Source organism: Acinetobacter sp. Lyrl_1 (assembly GCF_051948795.1).
Taxonomy (GTDB): domain Bacteria; phylum Pseudomonadota; class Gammaproteobacteria; order Pseudomonadales; family Moraxellaceae; genus Acinetobacter; species Acinetobacter towneri.
Genome location: NZ_JAYJLK010000019.1, coordinates 1 through 16,718, shown reverse-complemented (window position 1 = coordinate 16,718; position 16,718 = coordinate 1). Strand labels below are relative to the sequence as shown.

18 protein-coding genes, 1 tRNA gene and 1 pseudogene are annotated in these 16,718 nt (G+C 39.9%); 10 read left to right on the top strand and 10 right to left on the bottom strand.

The features are described from left to right. Positions 1-103 precede the first annotated feature (103 nt). Positions 104-523 (top strand): peptide-methionine (R)-S-oxide reductase MsrB, encoded by a 420-nt coding sequence (gene msrB / locus VF675_RS07740; protein ID WP_096902313.1) that lies wholly within the window; start codon positions 104-106, stop codon positions 521-523. Then, a complete protein-coding gene (locus VF675_RS07735; protein WP_096902294.1) occupies positions 520-999 on the top strand; it encodes a glutathione peroxidase in 480 nt (159 codons plus the stop codon). Before msrB ends, VF675_RS07735 begins: the two co-directional genes overlap by 4 nt. A 73-nt stretch (positions 1,000-1,072) precedes the next feature. On the opposite strand, the gene dapC is transcribed toward VF675_RS07735, so the two are convergent. The 5 genes from dapC to VF675_RS07710 form a co-directional block, all read right to left on the bottom strand. Further along, positions 1,073-2,242, bottom strand: coding sequence for a succinyldiaminopimelate transaminase (dapC, locus tag VF675_RS07730; protein ID WP_104851821.1), 1,170 nt, complete (start codon positions 2,240-2,242; stop codon positions 1,073-1,075). 20 nt (positions 2,243-2,262) lie between these two features. After that, entirely contained in the window at positions 2,263-4,929 is a 2,667-nt protein-coding gene (glnD, locus tag VF675_RS07725) for a [protein-PII] uridylyltransferase (protein ID WP_180008169.1), read from the bottom strand. A 27-nt stretch (positions 4,930-4,956) separates the two neighbouring features. Then, positions 4,957-6,174, bottom strand: coding sequence for a formate-dependent phosphoribosylglycinamide formyltransferase (gene purT, locus VF675_RS07720; protein WP_225530883.1), 1,218 nt, complete (start codon positions 6,172-6,174; stop codon positions 4,957-4,959). A gap of 181 nt (positions 6,175-6,355) precedes the next feature. Beyond that, the gene (ygaH, locus tag VF675_RS07715; RefSeq protein WP_004971441.1) at positions 6,356-6,703 is read right to left on the bottom strand and encodes an L-valine transporter subunit YgaH; all 348 of its coding nucleotides are present in this window, start codon (positions 6,701-6,703) and stop codon (positions 6,356-6,358) included. Beyond that, positions 6,700-7,437: an AzlC family ABC transporter permease gene (locus VF675_RS07710; protein WP_171062558.1), complete on the bottom strand. Its 738-nt coding sequence runs from the start codon at positions 7,435-7,437 to the stop codon at positions 6,700-6,702. The genes ygaH and VF675_RS07710 overlap by 4 nt, the downstream gene beginning before the upstream one ends. A gap of 119 nt (positions 7,438-7,556) precedes the next feature. On the opposite strand from VF675_RS07710, the gene VF675_RS07705 reads away from it, so the two are divergent. Continuing rightward, positions 7,557-8,048: a hypothetical protein gene (locus VF675_RS07705; RefSeq protein WP_026438320.1), complete on the top strand. Its 492-nt coding sequence runs from the start codon at positions 7,557-7,559 to the stop codon at positions 8,046-8,048. Positions 8,049-8,175: 127 nt separating this feature from the next. On the opposite strand, the gene ychF is transcribed toward VF675_RS07705, so the two are convergent. Beyond that, positions 8,176-9,267 (bottom strand): redox-regulated ATPase YchF, encoded by a 1,092-nt coding sequence (ychF, locus tag VF675_RS07700; RefSeq protein ID WP_004971435.1) that lies wholly within the window; start codon positions 9,265-9,267, stop codon positions 8,176-8,178. Positions 9,268-9,535: 268 nt separating this feature from the next. Here ychF and VF675_RS07695 point away from each other — a divergent pair, with 268 nt between their 5' ends. Continuing rightward, positions 9,536-10,300, top strand: a complete 765-nt coding sequence (locus VF675_RS07695) for a glutathione S-transferase family protein (protein ID WP_004971433.1) — start codon at positions 9,536-9,538, stop codon at positions 10,298-10,300. A gap of 79 nt (positions 10,301-10,379) precedes the next feature. Here the strand turns inward: VF675_RS07695 and VF675_RS07690 are convergent, their stop codons facing one another. Then, positions 10,380-11,567 carry a hypothetical protein gene (locus VF675_RS07690; protein ID WP_440205023.1) on the bottom strand — a complete coding sequence of 396 codons (1,188 nt, stop codon included), beginning with the start codon at positions 11,565-11,567 and terminating at the stop codon, positions 10,380-10,382. 489 nt (positions 11,568-12,056) lie between these two features. Here VF675_RS07690 and VF675_RS07685 point away from each other — a divergent pair, with 489 nt between their 5' ends. Then, positions 12,057-12,527, top strand: a complete 471-nt coding sequence (locus VF675_RS07685) for an Lrp/AsnC family transcriptional regulator (RefSeq protein WP_004971430.1) — start codon at positions 12,057-12,059, stop codon at positions 12,525-12,527. Between the two features lie 85 nt (positions 12,528-12,612). Here the strand turns inward: VF675_RS07685 and VF675_RS07680 are convergent, their stop codons facing one another. Together VF675_RS07680 and VF675_RS07675 are read right to left on the bottom strand one after the other, a co-directional pair. Next, positions 12,613-13,362, bottom strand: a complete 750-nt coding sequence (locus VF675_RS07680) for a YebC/PmpR family DNA-binding transcriptional regulator (RefSeq protein WP_070155957.1) — start codon at positions 13,360-13,362, stop codon at positions 12,613-12,615. A 99-nt stretch (positions 13,363-13,461) separates the two neighbouring features. Beyond that, positions 13,462-14,040: a 1-acyl-sn-glycerol-3-phosphate acyltransferase gene (locus tag VF675_RS07675; protein WP_104851825.1), complete on the bottom strand. Its 579-nt coding sequence runs from the start codon at positions 14,038-14,040 to the stop codon at positions 13,462-13,464. A 306-nt stretch (positions 14,041-14,346) separates the two neighbouring features. Here VF675_RS07675 and VF675_RS07670 point away from each other — a divergent pair, with 306 nt between their 5' ends. Together VF675_RS07670 and VF675_RS07665 are read left to right on the top strand one after the other, a co-directional pair. Further along, positions 14,347-14,490 carry a hypothetical protein gene (locus VF675_RS07670; protein ID WP_154320842.1) on the top strand — a complete coding sequence of 48 codons (144 nt, stop codon included), beginning with the start codon at positions 14,347-14,349 and terminating at the stop codon, positions 14,488-14,490. Positions 14,491-14,628: 138 nt separating this feature from the next. Then, a tRNA-Ile gene (locus VF675_RS07665) sits at positions 14,629-14,705 on the top strand. 88 nt (positions 14,706-14,793) lie between these two features. Here the strand turns inward: VF675_RS07665 and VF675_RS07660 are convergent. Beyond that, a complete protein-coding gene (locus VF675_RS07660; RefSeq protein WP_440205022.1) occupies positions 14,794-15,588 on the bottom strand; it encodes a hypothetical protein in 795 nt (264 codons plus the stop codon). Between the two features lie 100 nt (positions 15,589-15,688). On the opposite strand from VF675_RS07660, the gene VF675_RS07655 reads away from it, so the two are divergent. The 3 genes and pseudogenes from VF675_RS07655 to VF675_RS07645 all read left to right on the top strand — a co-directional run. Beyond that, positions 15,689-15,928, top strand: coding sequence for a helix-turn-helix domain-containing protein (locus VF675_RS07655; RefSeq protein ID WP_000174350.1), 240 nt, complete (start codon positions 15,689-15,691; stop codon positions 15,926-15,928). A 51-nt stretch (positions 15,929-15,979) separates the two neighbouring features. Further along, on the top strand, positions 15,980-16,432 hold the full coding sequence (locus VF675_RS07650) for a transporter (protein ID WP_104794887.1): 453 nt from the start codon (positions 15,980-15,982) through the stop codon (positions 16,430-16,432). 4 nt (positions 16,433-16,436) lie between these two features. After that, a pseudogene (locus VF675_RS07645) lies at positions 16,437-16,718 on the top strand (hypothetical protein); the annotation flags it as partial.

Below are 16,718 nucleotides of genomic sequence, written 5' to 3'. Positions count from 1 at the left end.
CACAATCTATGCTGAAATTTAGCTAGATATTTTGCAAGGTCTAGCGTAAAAATGGAAGTACTGAAGCATGACACTGAATGTCAAAGATTTAAAGGAGTTAGTGATGGGAAAACTCAATAAAACAGACCGAGAATGGCAAAGAGAGTTATCACCAGAGGAATTTCGGATTACACGTCAAAAAGGCACGGAGCCTGCTTTTACGGGGAGATATTGGAATACTAAACAAGAGGGGATTTATACCTGTCGTTGTTGCGGTACAGCGCTATTCTCATCTGAAACAAAATATGACAGCGGTAGCGGTTGGCCAAGTTTCTATCGTCCAATCCAGCCTGGGGTGATTGAAGAACATCAGGATGGTTCGCATGGCATGCAGCGTACTGAGATTGTTTGTCATCATTGTGACGCACATTTAGGGCATGTTTTTGATGATGGTCCACAGCCAACAGGATTGCGCTATTGTGTCAATTCGGCTTCTTTAGAACTCAAAACACAAGAAAAAAATGATGAGGGAAATTATCCATGACCAACATTTATCAGTTTGAAGCTGAGTTGTTAGATGGACAAAATAAAGCCTTTAGCGATTATGAAGGGAAGGTTTTGTTGATTGTAAATACAGCCAGCAAGTGTGGTTTTACGCCTCAATTTGCGGGTTTGGAAAAGTTATACCAACAATATAAAGACCAAGGTCTGGAAGTTTTGGGCTTTCCGTGCAATCAGTTTGGTGGGCAAGATCCAGGCTCCAATGAGCAAATTGGGAGCTTCTGCCAAAAAAACTATGGTGTCAGTTTTCCAATGTTTAGCAAAATTGATGTGAAAGGTCCTGAAGCACATGCGATTTTCCGTTACCTGACCAATAACAGTAAAGGTATTTTGGGCAACGGAATTAAATGGAATTTCACCAAGTTTTTAATTGGCAAAGATGGCAAGGTGTTGAACCGTTTTGCTCCGACCACAAAACCTGAAGATTTGCAGGCGGAAATTGAAAAGGCTTTACGATAAAGGCTTGCGCTTGTGCAAGTAAGATAATTAAGGCGATCAGATGATCGCCTTAAATTTAATTGAAATCATTAACTTATAAAATCGCTTTAAGACGTTGAATTACTTGTTCACATTGCGCCAAATCTGCAACCAAAGCTAAGCGAACATGGTTTTCACCCGGGTTACCTTGTGCGGTTTCACGAGATAAATACCGACCTGGCAGCACTTTAATATGGGCTTTTTCCATCAATATTTTGGCAAAATTTTCATCATGGTCGACTTTGAGCCAGTAATAAAAACCTGCATCTGGTTTTTTTAATGGCAGTAAATGCCCAAGTTCCGTTTGGAATAATTCAAACTTGGCGCGATATTGTTGACGATTATCTTCAACGTGCTGTTCATCATCCCAAGCTGCAATAGATGCCAATTGATGTTGTACAGGCATTGCCGCACCATGATAGGTACGATATTGCAAATAAGGTTTTAATAAGTTGGCATCGCCCGCAACAAAGCCTGAACGCATGCCGGGTAAGTTTGAGCGTTTAGACAAAGAATGGAATACGATGCAGTTTTTGTAGTCATCGCGTCCAAGTTCGGCACAGACTTCCAGTAAACCTGTAGGCGCTTGGTCAAACCATAATTCTGAATAACATTCATCAGATGCAATGACAAAATTATATTGATCTGACAGGGCAATCAGCTTTTTAAATTGTTCTTTTGAAAGGACAGCACCCGTTGGATTTCCCGGTGTACAGACAAATAATAAAGCAGTTTTTTCCCAGACTTTTGCAGGTACAGCATCAAAATCACCCAAGTAATTATTGTCTTCGGTGCAATTGATGAAATAGGGTTGAGCACCTGCCAATAAAGTTGCTCCTTCATAAATTTGATAAAACGGATTGGGCATCACTACATAAGGCGCATCTTCACGTCGAATCAAGGCTTGTACAAAGGAAAAAATCGCTTCACGTGTACCTGAAACGGGGAGTACTTGTGTGTCTGGGTTAACTTGCTTTAAATGAAAGCGTTGTGTCAGCCAATGGGCAATGCTGTGACGTAATTCAGGCAGACCTTTGCTGTTCGGATAAGTTGATAAATGCTGAAAATTATCAATAATGGCCTGTTTGACAAATTCAGGTGCAGGATGTTTAGGTTCGCCAATAGACAGTGGAATTAACGGCAAATTTGCAGGTTGTACGTCCTGAAATAGTTTGTTTAACTTTTCAAAAGGGTAAGGATGTAATAAGGACAAACTTGAGTTCATGGATGTTCCGTAAATTGAAGTTAATGTTGACCACAGACCTGATTAGAGGCCTCATCTAAAGCAGCTTTGAGCTGGATTGCAAAGGTATCTGCTTCAGATTTTGTCATTGGGTTGCCATCTTTTTTGGTGACGAAGAAAATATCTTCGGCACGTTCGCCCAGGGTGGCAATTTTGGCGGAGTGAATATCTAAGCCTTGCATCATAAACAAGCCGCCAATTTTGGCGAGTAACCCGGGATGATCTAGTGTGGCAATTTCGACCATGTTTTGATTCAGCGCTGCATTGAAAGTCACTTCTACTGTATTTTCAATGTCAAAATGACGTAATTGACGCGGAATGCGGCGTTGCATCAGACCCGGATATTTATCTGACTGGCTCAAGGCATTCACTAAAGCCTCAATCACCATTTCTTCACGTTCAGGGTCTGTTAAGAGTGTGCCAAAACGGTCTAAGACCACGTAAGTATCCAAACTAAAGGCTTTGGTCGCAGTAATAATTCGTGCATCCTGAACGTCAAGGTTCATGCGGTCTAAAATAGCGACAGTTGTGGCAAATAGGTTGGGTTGGTCTTGCGTGTAAATAAAGATTTGTACTGCGTCTTGTGCTGATTTTCGGTGCGCGCGCATGAGCACTAATGGTGCAGGATTATCGCCATGCTCCAAAATCGCGCGGGTATGCCATGCAATTTCATCGGCAGATTCTTTAATAAAGTATTCATCGCCCAGTTCTTGCCAGACTTTTTCAACAGCACTGAGTTCAAAATCTTTAACCAGTAACTCGCTTGCCGCAAATTTGGTGTCTTCAATCAGCATTTGATAATCGACGGGACGCCCAAGTCCTGAGCGAATGACATCACGCGCTTGCGTATAAAGTTGGCGCATTAAGGATGCACGCCATGAGTTCCAGAGTGTTGGATTAGTCGCATTAATATCAGCAACCGTTAAGGTATAGAGATAATCTAAATGCTCCATATCTCCCATTTTTTCGGCAAATTCCTTGACCACATCGGGGTCAGAAATATCTTTTTTCTGTGCTGTGACTGACATCAACAAGTGATTTTTGACTAACCATGCCACAAGGTTACATTCACGTTCAGTAAATCCGTGTTTACGGCAAAACTCAATCGCATCTACCGCACCAAGTTCACTGTGATCACCACGACGACCTTTAGCAATATCATGGAAAATCGCAGCCAAATAAATAATGTCACGACGGGCTAAACGCTGAAATACCGAACTGACCACAGGAAAATCTTTCGCGAATTCAGGTTCTTTGAAGCGGCTTAAATTGCGGAGTAATAGTAAAATGTGCGCATCGACTGTATAAATATGGAATAAGTCGTATTGCATTAAACCTGTAATTTGACCAAAAGCGGGGATGTAATTGCCCAATACACCTAAGCGTTTCATAGTCACCAAGGTATTATACAAGCGGTGCGGTGAGCGCAAAATTGCCATAAACAGCGCTTGATGCGTTGGATCATCACGGAAACTTTGGTCAATACGCTTGGCTGCAAGTGTCAGCAGGCGCAGTGTTCGTGCGCGAATTCCTTCAATTTCAGGACGATTGGCCAATAAATAGAAAATTTCTAAAATTGCGCTTGGTTTTTCTGAGAAAATTTTGTGGTGCTGCACGGCAAGTTTGCCATCGACCAGTTTAAAATTTTCATTAATTTCTTCAATGTTACGTTCATAATTAGGCAAACGCGGGGTAATGACCGACTCATTAAAATAGGCCAGCAACATTTCATTTAAAGTGGAAACTTGCTGTGCAGAGCGATAATAACGCTTCATAAATTGTTCAATCGGGTAATTTTGCGGTTTACCTTCTTCTCGAACATAGCCAAAAGTTGCTGCAATATCTCGTTGATAATCAAACAATAAACGGTTTTCATCACGTTTGGTTAAACGATGGAGATGATGACGGATTTCCCATAAAAAGCTTTCGGCTTCTTCGAGTACACCCAATTCAAACTCTGAAATAAAACCTAAATGCACCAAGTCGTAAATACGATTGACGCGAAAATGGCGTTTGGCAATCCAGCCAATTTGGTTGATGTCACGAATACCGCCCGGAGCATTTTTAATATCAGGTTCTAAATTACTTTCGGTGTCATTGTGCTGCGCGTAACGCTTGCTTTGCTCCTCCATTTTGGCATCAAAAAAGGTTTTATCCGTCCAAGTTTGCGAAACAATACGACGCGGCCATTTGGCAAGCTGCTGATTTCCTGTAATTAAACGCGCTTCAATCAAGGCAGTTGCAACAGTTAAATCACTGGTTGCCTGAATCACACAGTCTTGAATAGTCCGCACGCTGGTGGCAGGTTTGAAGTTGCCAACATCCCATAAAGACGAAATAAAGGTCGAAATAAGTTGTTCTTGTTCTGCTGTAATTGCATCTTCCGATAACACCATAATATCGACATCTGAATAGGGCAGCATTTCTTTGCGCCCATAGCCACCTACCGCAAATAGGCTTAAATCGGTTTTGTCTAATTCAGCATGTTGCCATAAGAAAGTGAGCGCTTCATCAATCAGGTTAGAACGCGCCAAAATCACTTCACGAATGGATTGTCCATTTTCAAAACATTGTTGTAGCTGATTTTCGACATCGGTGCGCCATTGGTTAATGGCCTGAATGTCATGGTTGCTTTTTACATAATTCAGCAAGGGTAATGTAATGATCATGGACAATTCCGTTATGCAATGACGAGCTTAATTTTGATTTTCGTTTAAATGAACACGAACAGTGTCCGCAGTCTGCTGAGCTAGCTCACGCGCTTGCTCTGTGGTTTCTGCTCGCGCAGTGGCAACGCCCATACGACGACGTTCAAAACCTTCAGGTTTGCCAAATAAACGTAAATCTGTATCGGGATGTGCTAATGCAAGATTCAGGCCAGAAAATGAAAGATTTGTTGCATCGACACCTGCATAAATCACTGCACTGGCTGCAACGCTATGGCGTGTGGTATTGACAGGTAAGCCTAAAATCGCGCGGGCATGTAATTCGAATTCACTTTGGAATTGTGAAGCCAATGTCACCAAACCTGTGTCGTGTGGACGTGGAGAGACTTCACTGAACCAGACTTTATCGCCTTTCACAAACAGCTCTACACCAAAAATACCGCAACCACCTAAGGCAGTAGTCACTTTGTGTGCAATTCGTTTGGCTTCAGTCAAGGCAGCATCACTCATGGCTTGAGGTTGCCAGCTTTCTACATAGTCGCCTGCATCTTGACGGTGACCAATTGGGTCGCAATATGAAGTTTCGATCGCACCAGTTTCTGGGTTTTTAGCACGTACGGTTAATAAGGTAATTTCAAAATCGAAGTCAATTTGTGATTCAACAATCACAGTGCCTTGATTGACGCGCCCGCCAGTCTGGGCATATTCCCAAGCTGCATCAACTTCATCAAAGCAGGTGACACGCGATTGTCCCTTGCCTGAAGATGACATCACAGGCTTCACAAAGTTTGGATAACCAATGTCATCACATGCAGCGCGGAAAGATTCGAGAGAATTGGCAAAGCGATAAGCGGATGTCGGCAAACCTAATTCTTCTGCAGCCAAACGACGAATGCCTTCACGGTTCATGGTCAAATTTACCGCTTTGGCAGATGGAATCACTGTTGCAATATTTTGCGCTTCAATTTCAAGTAAAACTGATGTCGCAATCGCCTCAATTTCAGGCACAATTAAATTAGGTTTAATTTTTTCAATCAGTTGTTTTAATTCTGTGGCATCTGCCATGTTTAAAGTATAAGCATAATGTGCGACTTGCATGGCTGGCGCATGGTCGTAGCGATCGGCGGCATGTACTTCTACGCCTAAGCGTTGCAGTGAAATTACCACCTCTTTACCGAGTTCCCCTGAACCCAATAGCAAAACTTTAAAAGCAGAAGATTGAAGGGGAGTACCAATGGTCACGCTCATGTGAATCGTCCTTGCTAAAGTGGGCTTTTAGCATAGCAGAACTGTTCCATGAGTTAAGCCCTGTTTGCAACAAAATCATGATTTTGTCATCTACTTATATTGCATTCAGTGCTTTAAAGCAGTTAAGGCTGAATCCTGAAATAGATCATTTGGACGATTCAACCTCTAAATTTCAGCAACATTAGAACGAAAATGGCACATAAGTATAAATTAAACCATAGGTGATGGCTGCGGTAAGCGTGGCAGGTACGATTTTCTTAAACTTAAAATACAAACCTGTCAGCACTAAAAAGCCAATCAACATCGCAAAACTTTTATTGGGTGTTTCAAGCAAAGGTGGCAAGGTTGCAACCACGAGCATAGAGCTAATTGCGGCTATACCAATGCTGCCCAAAGCGATTTTAAGCCATAAAGCACCACGTTGCTGTGAGCCTTGTTGAAACTTTTGAATCACAAAAAATGGCCCAAAACGTGAGGCGAAGTTTGCGATACCGACCATAATACCGACCAAAATAATTTCTAAACTCATGATTTTGCTCCTGTATGTTCAGGGTCGGGTTGTTTTAAAACATAGTGTTTAAATAATCCCGCCAAAATACCTGAAGAAATCCCAATAAAAATTGCAGCAGATAAGTCAATAAAATAACAAGCTACGGCAGATACTAGAATGGTGATTCCCACGACAAAGGTGTGTTTCTTTTCAAATGCTGCCAATAAGAAGCTAAGGAATAAAGCGGGCAGTAAAAAGTCGAGCGCCGCTTGCAAAAACTGTGGCATTTTAGTGACTTGATCGGCAAATAATCCGCCTAACAAAGAGCCTAATGCCCAAGACAACCAACTAAATAAACTCAGTCCAAGCATCCATGATTCAGACCATTCCTGACGGCGCTGTGACAGTTTAATCATGCCTGAGGCAAAAACTTCATCGGTCAGACCCCATGACCAAATTGCAGTTTTTTTTAGGTTTAAACGATCTTGAATCAGGTTTTGTAAGGCCGGGCCGTAAAGTAAATGTCGAATATCCAAGGCGATTACCGTTAATGCGGTCATCCAGATTGAAGTTCCACTGCCCAATAAGGCAACGACTAAAAATTGACTCGCCCCTGCATACATCGAGCAAGATAAAAATAAGGCTTCCCATGCGCTAAAGCCGAATTGAGTTGCAGAAACACCAAAAGCAAAAGAAACAGGCAGATAGGTGAAAATAATCGCCTGACTATCTTTTGCACCTTGCCAAAAACTTGCTGCGGGCGCAGTTTGAATATTGTGTACGGACACGACACACCTTGTGGGAGAAAGTTGAACGATGGGTCAAATGAAGATTGTGTATTATACTTGAATTCATTAGCATGATGCCGAATTGTTTGTATGGGCGAACCGATATGTTGAAATTGAAAACACCTGTAATCCTGCTTGCTTCAATGTTATGCAGTAGCCTGTTATTGCAAGCGTGTAGCAATGACAACAACCCGCAAAAAACAGTAGAAATTAAGCCTGCGCCAAAACTCACCAATGATGCGACTGTGTATGCGCAAGCCGCGTGGGAATTAATGAATGAAGTTGAGCCGTACGTGTATCGTAAACAGCGTAACTTAATTGAAGATAAAGTCCGCAAACCTGCCCGTAAACTAAGTACCGACTGGCGTATTAATGTCAAAATGACCGACTCTGTAACGGAAGGGAAATATGCGCTGTGTCGTAAGGCTTTGACCAGTTTGGAAATTTGGGCACGTGCGACGATTGACAGTTCAAGCAGTCTTGCACAAAAACAAGCTGATTATGAACGGGATAAAAAACAATGTGCTGATGCTTTGGCGCATCCTGAATTGGGCAATACTGACCCGAAACAAAAGGGCAATGTGGTGCAGTCTTAATTGAGGTTGTTCTGCATTAATGTGATGCGGAATCGCCCATAAAAAAACCTCGATGTAAGCATCGAGGTTTTTTTATTGAATCAATGCTCGGCTGTAAGCATTGTTCTAAAACTAAACATAAAAACAATTAAACATTAAAACGGAAGTGTAAAACATCACCGTCTTGTACGATATAAGTTTTACCTTCCAAGCGCCATTTACCTGCTTCTTTTGCACCTGCTTCGCCGTTGTATTGTACGAAATCCTCATAAGCAATACATTCTGCGCGGATAAAGCCTTTTTCAAAGTCAGTGTGAATTACGCCTGCTGCTTGTGGTGCAGTTGCACCTACTTTCACTGTCCACGCGCGGACTTCTTGTACGCCTGCAGTAAAGTAAGTTTGCAGACCTAACAGCGCATAACCTGCACGAATCACTACGTTCAGCCCTGGTTCTTCCATACCAAGAGCTTCTAGGAATTCTGCACGGTCTTCATCTTCAAGTAATGAAATTTCGGCTTCAATTTGGTTGCATAAAGGCACCACAATCGCATTTTCTTCTGCAGCAAGTTTTTTGACTGCATCTAAGTGCGGGTTATTTTCAAAGCCATCTTCTGCCACGTTCGCAATATACATGGTTGGTTTTAAGGTTAATAAACCAAAACCACGAACCAATTTGCGTTCATCGTCATCTAAATTGGCTGCACGTGCAGGCTTGCCATCATCCAGTAAAGGTTGGATTTTTTCTAAAACGGCTTTGGTCGCTACGGCTTCTTTATCGCCACCTTTGGCAGATTTTGCTAAGCGTGTAATGGCTTTACTTACCGTTTCTAAATCGGCCAAAGCAAGTTCGGTATTGATGGTTGCAATGTCATCTAATGGGTCAATTTTACCATTTACGTGAATGACGTTTTCATCTTCAAAGCAACGAACTACATGCGCAATCGCATCGGTTTCACGAATGTTGGCAAGGAATTGGTTACCTAAACCTTCACCTTTAGATGCACCTGCAACCAAACCTGCAATATCCACAAATTCCATCGTGGTTGGTAATACACGTTGCGGATTTACGATTTCCGCCAATTTGTCCAAACGTGAATCTGGCACAGGTACAATGCCTGTATTTGGCTCAATGGTACAGAACGGGAAGTTTTCCGCTGCAATTGCAGCTTTGGTTAAAGCATTAAAAAGCGTAGATTTACCAACGTTTGGCAGGCCCACAATACCACAATTAAAACCCATGAATAACTCACAACGTGTTATTTAAAAATTAGGCACGATTTTACATGAAAGGGCAGATAAAGTCAGGTCATCGGACAGATGTTTCTCCAATCTAGCGTGCTTGATGCTGTACGTTGAATTTCTTTTCGGAATTGATTTTGAATTGCTGACTGTTTCGCCTGAATTTTGAATAAAAAGTACATTGTAATTATAAGAGGCTATGACTAAAGTATGACAAGCAAAGTATTGATACTGCTTTGGATATCAAAATTTTAAATATGGAGATTTTATGCGCATCTTATACCAGTTTCCTTTGTCTCATTTTTGTGAGAAAGCTCGCTGGTTATTGGATCATAAAGAGTTAGATTATGATGCGCAAAACTTAATTCCAGGCGTGCATCGCGCTTTTGCCCAATTAAAAACAGGGCAAAATAAATTACCTATTTTACGTGATCAAGATCGCTGGATAGCAGATTCGACTCAAATTGCTTTTTATCTGGACGATGTTTATCCCGAACATGCCTTGTTGCGTAGTGATGCCGAACAATATAAACATGCATTGGCGATAAATACTTTGGCTGATGAATTGGGCCAGCATGTGCGTCGTTGGGGATTGGCGCATGCATTATCTGAAAGTGAAGAACCTTTGGAAATTTTAATTGGCGAAAAAGGCTATTTGCGTCAATTTTCTAAATATTCCAAGCCAATTATTAAAGCCTTGGTGTCTAAGGGCTATCAGCTCGATCAAGATAAAGTTGCAGAATCTAAACAGCGGATGGATGAATTAATTGTCATTTTAAATCAGCATTTGATTGATAATTACGGGCGTTATTTTGTGGGTGAGCGTTTAGGTTTAGCCGATATTTCAGTGTGTTCGATGCTTGCACCTATTTTGGAAATTTCTGGAACGCCGTGGGAAAAAGAACATGATGAAGTGATTTCTGAAGAATTTAAAGATTATAAAAAATATTTGCTGGATTTACCTTTAGGGCAATATGTTTCTCGTATTTATCAAACTGAGCGTAATGCACGTGTAGATTGGCGCGGTATTTAAATGTTATCGCCTCAGATAAAATACGCGCAATCTGCGCGTATTTTTTTGGATACTGATGTATAAAATCTAGAACTAAGAGTTAGAACAAAGAATTTAAGTTATTCAAATCAAAATTCTGTACCAAGTTTGGCAGGGTAGCTAAATCAAATTGTGTATCAGATGTTCCACCAGTTAAACCACCAAGCGCATCGCCTAAAGCAGGAACTAAGCTATCAATATTGATCTCTGAACTGGTTGTGGAGGATGCACCTTGCAGTAAGTCGCTGATGTTAAAATCTGAACCAGAAATTAAGTTGTCAAAACCATCACTCAAGCCATCTAAGCTGAAACCACCAGTTGTATCTCCAGTCAGATTATTTAATAAACCACCTAGATCAAAGTCACTTGCAAGCTGACCTTCAGGATTAAGCAACGCAAGAATTGGTTCTAGAGCAGCGATATCTAGACCACCTAAATCACCACCGATGTTACCGCCAATTAAGCCGCTTGCCAGTTGCGCAATTTGTGCAATATCAAGATCGCCATTGCCTTGCATTAAACCGCCTACTAATTCAGCAATGACCGCGATATCCATACCGCCTAAACCGCCACCGATATTGCTGCCAATCAAGCCGCTTGCCAGTTGAGCAATTTGCGCAATATCAAGATCGCCATTACCTTGGATTAAGCCACCTACAAGTTCTGCAATGACCGCGATATCCATGCCGCCTAAACCGCCACCGATGTTGCCGCCAATCAAACCACTAACCAGTTGAGCAATTTGTGCAATATCAAGATCACCATTGCCTTGCATTAACCCGCCTACCAATTCAGCAATCGCTGCGATATCCATGCCGTCTAAATTGCCAGTATTGCCGCCAATTAAACCACCAACCAGTTGTGTGATTGCAGCCATATCGAGGTCACTATTGCCCGAAATCAAACCGCTGACCAATTGAGTAATTTGAGCAATGTCAAGATTACCTGTATTGCCACAGATTAATCCATTCACTAATTGGGTGAGTTTCGTAATATCTAAATCACCTGCATTGCTGCCAATCATGCCGCTGAGTAAGTTGGTGATGGAAGCGATATCGAAACTACCACTATTGGATTGTGTCAGTTTGCTAATTAAGCTGGTGATATCTAAGTTGGTATTTGAGCTTGAAAATTGGCTGATTAGATTGGTTAGGCTAGAACTATCTAAGCTGCTGCCAGAGAGTAAACTTTTTAATAAAGAATCTAGGGTAGGTGTGGTCGAGGTCGAACTAGTCAGGCTGCCAAGCAAACCAGAAAAGGTATTGCTTAAAGAGCCACCACTTAAGAGTCCATCGAATAAAGAGCTGGTCTGAGTTTCTACGGTAAATACAGAGCTAATTTTATTTTCAGCAAGCTTAGAGATTTAAAAGCCATGACGATTCCTTGTGTTTTTATTGGTTTTGTTGTGCTGCATTGTGCTTATTGTCGAGCGCATCTGTTTTAATACATTTCTATACACTTGTAAAAGATAGACGGTCGGGATTGTGAAAATGTATGAGTAGATTCGTTGTTTTGTTGAGTTTTTTTAATTTAAAAATTTGAAAATCAATAAATTAGAAAGCTGTTCCGTTTGTCTGTTAAGTTGTTCAAAACGATAAGCGGTGATCTGTTGAATCATAAACATTTTGTTTTAATAATGGAAAATAATTTTCGATAAAGATGCTTAGTCTGCAAAATAATTTAAGTATAATGGCAGCATGAGTTTAAATTTTAGCTGATTAGATTGAGTGCTTGAAAAATGGAATTAGATCGCTACGATAAGCATATTTTAGAAATTTTAAGCAATGAAGATGTCAATTTGAATGAACTTTCCGAGCGGGTTAATCTGTCGGTAAGTTCGGTGCATCGCCGTATTAAAAGTCTGATCGATCATAAAATTATTTCAGGTTTAAAGCGTGAAATTAATTATCAAAAACTGGGCTTTAGTTTGCATGTGTTGTTGCAGGTGTCTTTGAGCAAACACGATACCGATATTTTTGCCAAATTTTTGGATGAATTGGAAAGCATTCCTGAAGTGATACGTGCATTTTTGGTGACAGGACAGACTGCAGATTTTATTGTAGAGGTTGTGGCACGAGATATGGAAAATTACAGCGAAATTTTATTAAAACGGATTGGTAAAATTGAGCATGTGGCAGGTTTGCATTCTAGCTTTGTGATTAAAGAATATGATGTTTTAAACTGTCATGGTTTATTAAATAAAGTTTAATTTATTAGAATCTTAGAATTATTTTGACTGGATCTATAAAAAAACGCACGAGAACGTGCGTTTTTAGGAATTGCAGTTAGACCGATTATGCGTCTAATTGTGCTAAAACTTCATCAGAGAATTCAACGTTGGTATATACGTTTTGAACATCATCTAAATCTTCAAGCATATCAATCATTTTCATAATTTTTTTCGCTTGATCGATGTCTGTAATTTCTGCTTTGGTCGATGGACTCATAACCACTTCAGCATTGTCAGATTTCAAACCTGCTGCTGTTAGCGCATCTTGAACTATACCAAAAGCTTCTGGCGTAGTAATAACCAAAATGCCATCTTCAGACACTTCAATATCTTCTGCGCCAGCTTCTAAAGCCACTTCCATCACTTGATCTTCTAAAGATGAATCTTCAAATGAAATTTCACCACGTTTGGTGAATAGGAATGCTACAGAACCATTGGTGCCTAAGTTACCGTCAGTTTTAGAGAAACAGTGACGTACATCTGGCACGGTGCGGTTTAAGTTGTCTGTCATGGTTTCTACAATAACCGCAACACCACCTACACCATAACCTTCATAGGTTACTTCTTTAAGATCGTCGTTATCTTCACCGCCTGCACCACGCTGGATGGCACGGTTAATGACGTCACGTGTCATGTTAACTGAAAGTGCTTTTTCCACAACAGCACGTAAACGAGGGTTACTTGCCGCATCTGGACCGCCGAGCTTTGCAGCAGTTGTTAATTCACGAATAAATTTGGTAAACAACTTACCACGACTAGCATCTTGTTTGGCTTTACGATGCTTAATGTTGGCCCACTTGGAATGACCCGCCATGCGAACTATGCTCCTTACAGATTGGCAGTATGCCTATCAAAATTGCGCCCATTCTAACATAAGCCCTTTTTTTAGATAAAGGGCAGAGTTTTAGGTTTTTTAAGTGTTGCTTTGAGTTGTTTTTGGCTCAGGAATGACAATATCTAAGCCCACTTGTTCTTTATATAATTGTTGGATAAGTGCCATATCGTGATCTAAATCTGTCGGATAGATTTTGCCAAAAATCCCACCTTGTTTGGTTTGTGAGTTGGCATACATTAAAACGATAGGCACATTGGCTGCTTTGGCAATATGCCAAAAACCTGTACGAATTGGCTTGCGGGCTTCACCTGTTTTTGCGCGAGTTGCTTCGGGTGCGATGACCAAATTGAAATGTTCATTTTGATCAAAAAGTTCGACCATTTGCGACACAATATCTTTGTTAGATTTACGGTCTACTGGAATACCGCCGACTTTTTCTAAAATAGGTTTAAGTGGCCCTTTAAAAAGCTCTTTTTTGATTAAAGTATGGATTTTAATATCATAAATTTGGAACAGAGCAAGCGAGAGGATTGCATCCATCATTGAGGTGTGTTCAAAACCGACGATCACTTGTTTGTTTTCGAGGACGTTGGGTTCTACCTGATATTGCCATCCTGCAAGTTTGAATGCGGATTCGCCTATAAATTTTTTCAACATAGATGTAACAGCTGATGAATCTGGAAATGCATAATTTCTGCTTGTTTTATATAAGAGTCAACAGAAAATTGTTTGAAATATAGCAATCTCAAGTGATGCAGTTGATATAGCGTTATATCTTTTATTGGTTTTAACTCTAAATACTTTGTTTTTAATATTAAAAATATATGAATTGAGAGAAATTAAGTCTTAAATTGAGCAAAAATGCACTATTCAAATGATTTGTAAATCATTAGACTTTGGTCGTAATTAGCTATGATTCTATTCATCATTTCACTATTCCACGCATCATGGAAGGATACTAAAGTGGCTTATTTGACGACTTTTCTTGTGGCATTGACTGTGTTGTTATTGGTCTTGGTATGGTCAATGTTTGAGTTGTTTTTAGAAGTGCGTAAAGAGAAGCGTTTAAAGTTGCATCGGGCAATGTTTCGGAAAGTGAAGGTGTAGTTTTTATATTTCAATAATAATCAAATTCGTCTGCTGACTATCTATACAGCAATTTCTGAAAATGGCTTGTGTTTTTAAAAAATCTTCGCTAGTATTCTTTGCGCTTGAACTTGTTGAAATATAACAAATTCAATTATAGGGCCTATAGCTCAGTCGGTTAGAGCAGCGGACTCATAATCCGTTGGTCGACAGTTCAAGTCTGTCTGGGCCCACCATATAAAACAACCACTTACGTGTACTAATCGTAAGTGGTTTTTTTGTTTTTGCAAGCTAGTAAGCAAATGGTAAGCAGATGAAATCAACTTAAACAAACAGTTTTTTGTATAGTTCTTCTAGGTTTGGATCTGTGCTTGGAATGAAGTCTTGAAGTTTCGGGTGAATGCGGAAATCTGCTTCGGCTTTTGTAGATATCTCTTTAACTTCACTAGACCAGTTTTTCCTTCTGTATTCTCGCCAATTTAATTTAATTTTGAGTGGTCGACTGTATCCTTTTAATTCTATAAGGAAGATCTGATCACATAATTCATCAAATAAAAAGACATGTGAACGATGGAAGTGAGGATTTCTTTTTAGTAATAACTCTAATGAATTGATGAGGAGTGAACAGCAATCATTAGAAAGAGCGGTACTATTAATGGTTACTCCCCAGTGATGCAATAAATACAATGCACATAGGCTGTCGAGTGAGCCATAGCTTGCTATATCTTTTAAGCAACTCTTATCAAAGTCTTTAATACGTCCATTGGATGAAATGAACTCTACGATATGGCGAGGTAAAGTAGCTAATACTGATAATATAAGATCTTCATCAAATGTTTGATACTTCAAGATTTTCCATAGAGGATGGTTAATAATATTAGATGAGCCAGTACATTTAGATTCAACATTATTTATCTGGTATTTTTGTGGTGTGGATAACCCACATTTATACTTTGTAAATAAGTTCTGTACCTTGTAATCTTTGTGGTATCCATAAAAAAATTTCTCCATATCATAATCATTTTTATATTTCCCAAGGCTTACTAACTGATTATAAAAAAAGTCATACCAACTTATTGTTTTTGCAAAATCTAACCTAGTTCTTCGCGGGCGGCCCATGTATCACTCTGACTGACTAAAGTACAACTTATCTTAACTGAAAATTTAGAAAGAAAAACATTATTTTGCAAAGTATTATTCCAAATTGATTTGTGGTGTTATGACTCTAAATCAACAAGGACACAAAAAAATGTCATTTAAGCATAAACATAGGCCGATTACAGATGATCGACTTGTACTAACTACTAAAGAGACAGCTAGGCTCTTAGGGTATGCAGAACAAACTTTACGTAAGTGGGCTTTATATGAAAATGGCCCAATTAATCCTATTAGATATGGACGTACTCTTCGCTGGAGTAAGGCAGAAGTCTATAAATTTGCCCGGGTGAAAGAAGACTAATTTTGAAGATGGTATGGACTAATTGCTCATACCTATTTACTAGGTTTCAACATGCAAAAAAAATCATTTGAAGTTCTGATCAAACTCAGAGCAGTTTTGATATTAGATTTACCAGACTTTATTCGAGGTTTTATCTTGAATCTTAAAAACAAGTTGGATGCTTACATCAAAAGAATTCTTAACACGGGGGCGAAATCGAATAAAGCCGTTGATGAATTTGAGGTCCTAAAATGGTTAATCGATAAAACTTCTTTAGATTTGGAACAGATTCCAAAGCACAAACAGAAACATGTGCATGCTGTGCTGTTTACCTGTTTTTTTACTCAATTGTCCGAAGCCTTAGGTCTGCGGTTATCACAGTATATGCGATCGGATCCAAATCTGCAGCGTCATGTTCAATTGAGTGCCAGCACCTATAAAAAATACTTCAAGTTGCATAAAGACTTGAACCTCAAGTTAGAGCAAAACCAAATTTTCAATTTTTACCCTAAAAAATTATGGTGATTTTATGAGTCAAAATGATAAATCTTCAGTGTTAGACGAAGAAACCAAATTATTGGAAGAATGGGTCAATCAGTCCCTGAGCGAAAAAAAACAAATTTTGAATCAGCTCCTTGCGCAAGATCAGCAGGCACAGGAACTGTATGCTGCTGCTCACAAAATACATGTGGTGATTAAAAATAATCGGATAGTGACACAACAGAAATTATTAGCAGGCTTAACGCAATGGACTAAAAGTGCATCTATAGGACAACTAAGCGACCAACAAAAAGCAGCATTCATCTATTCC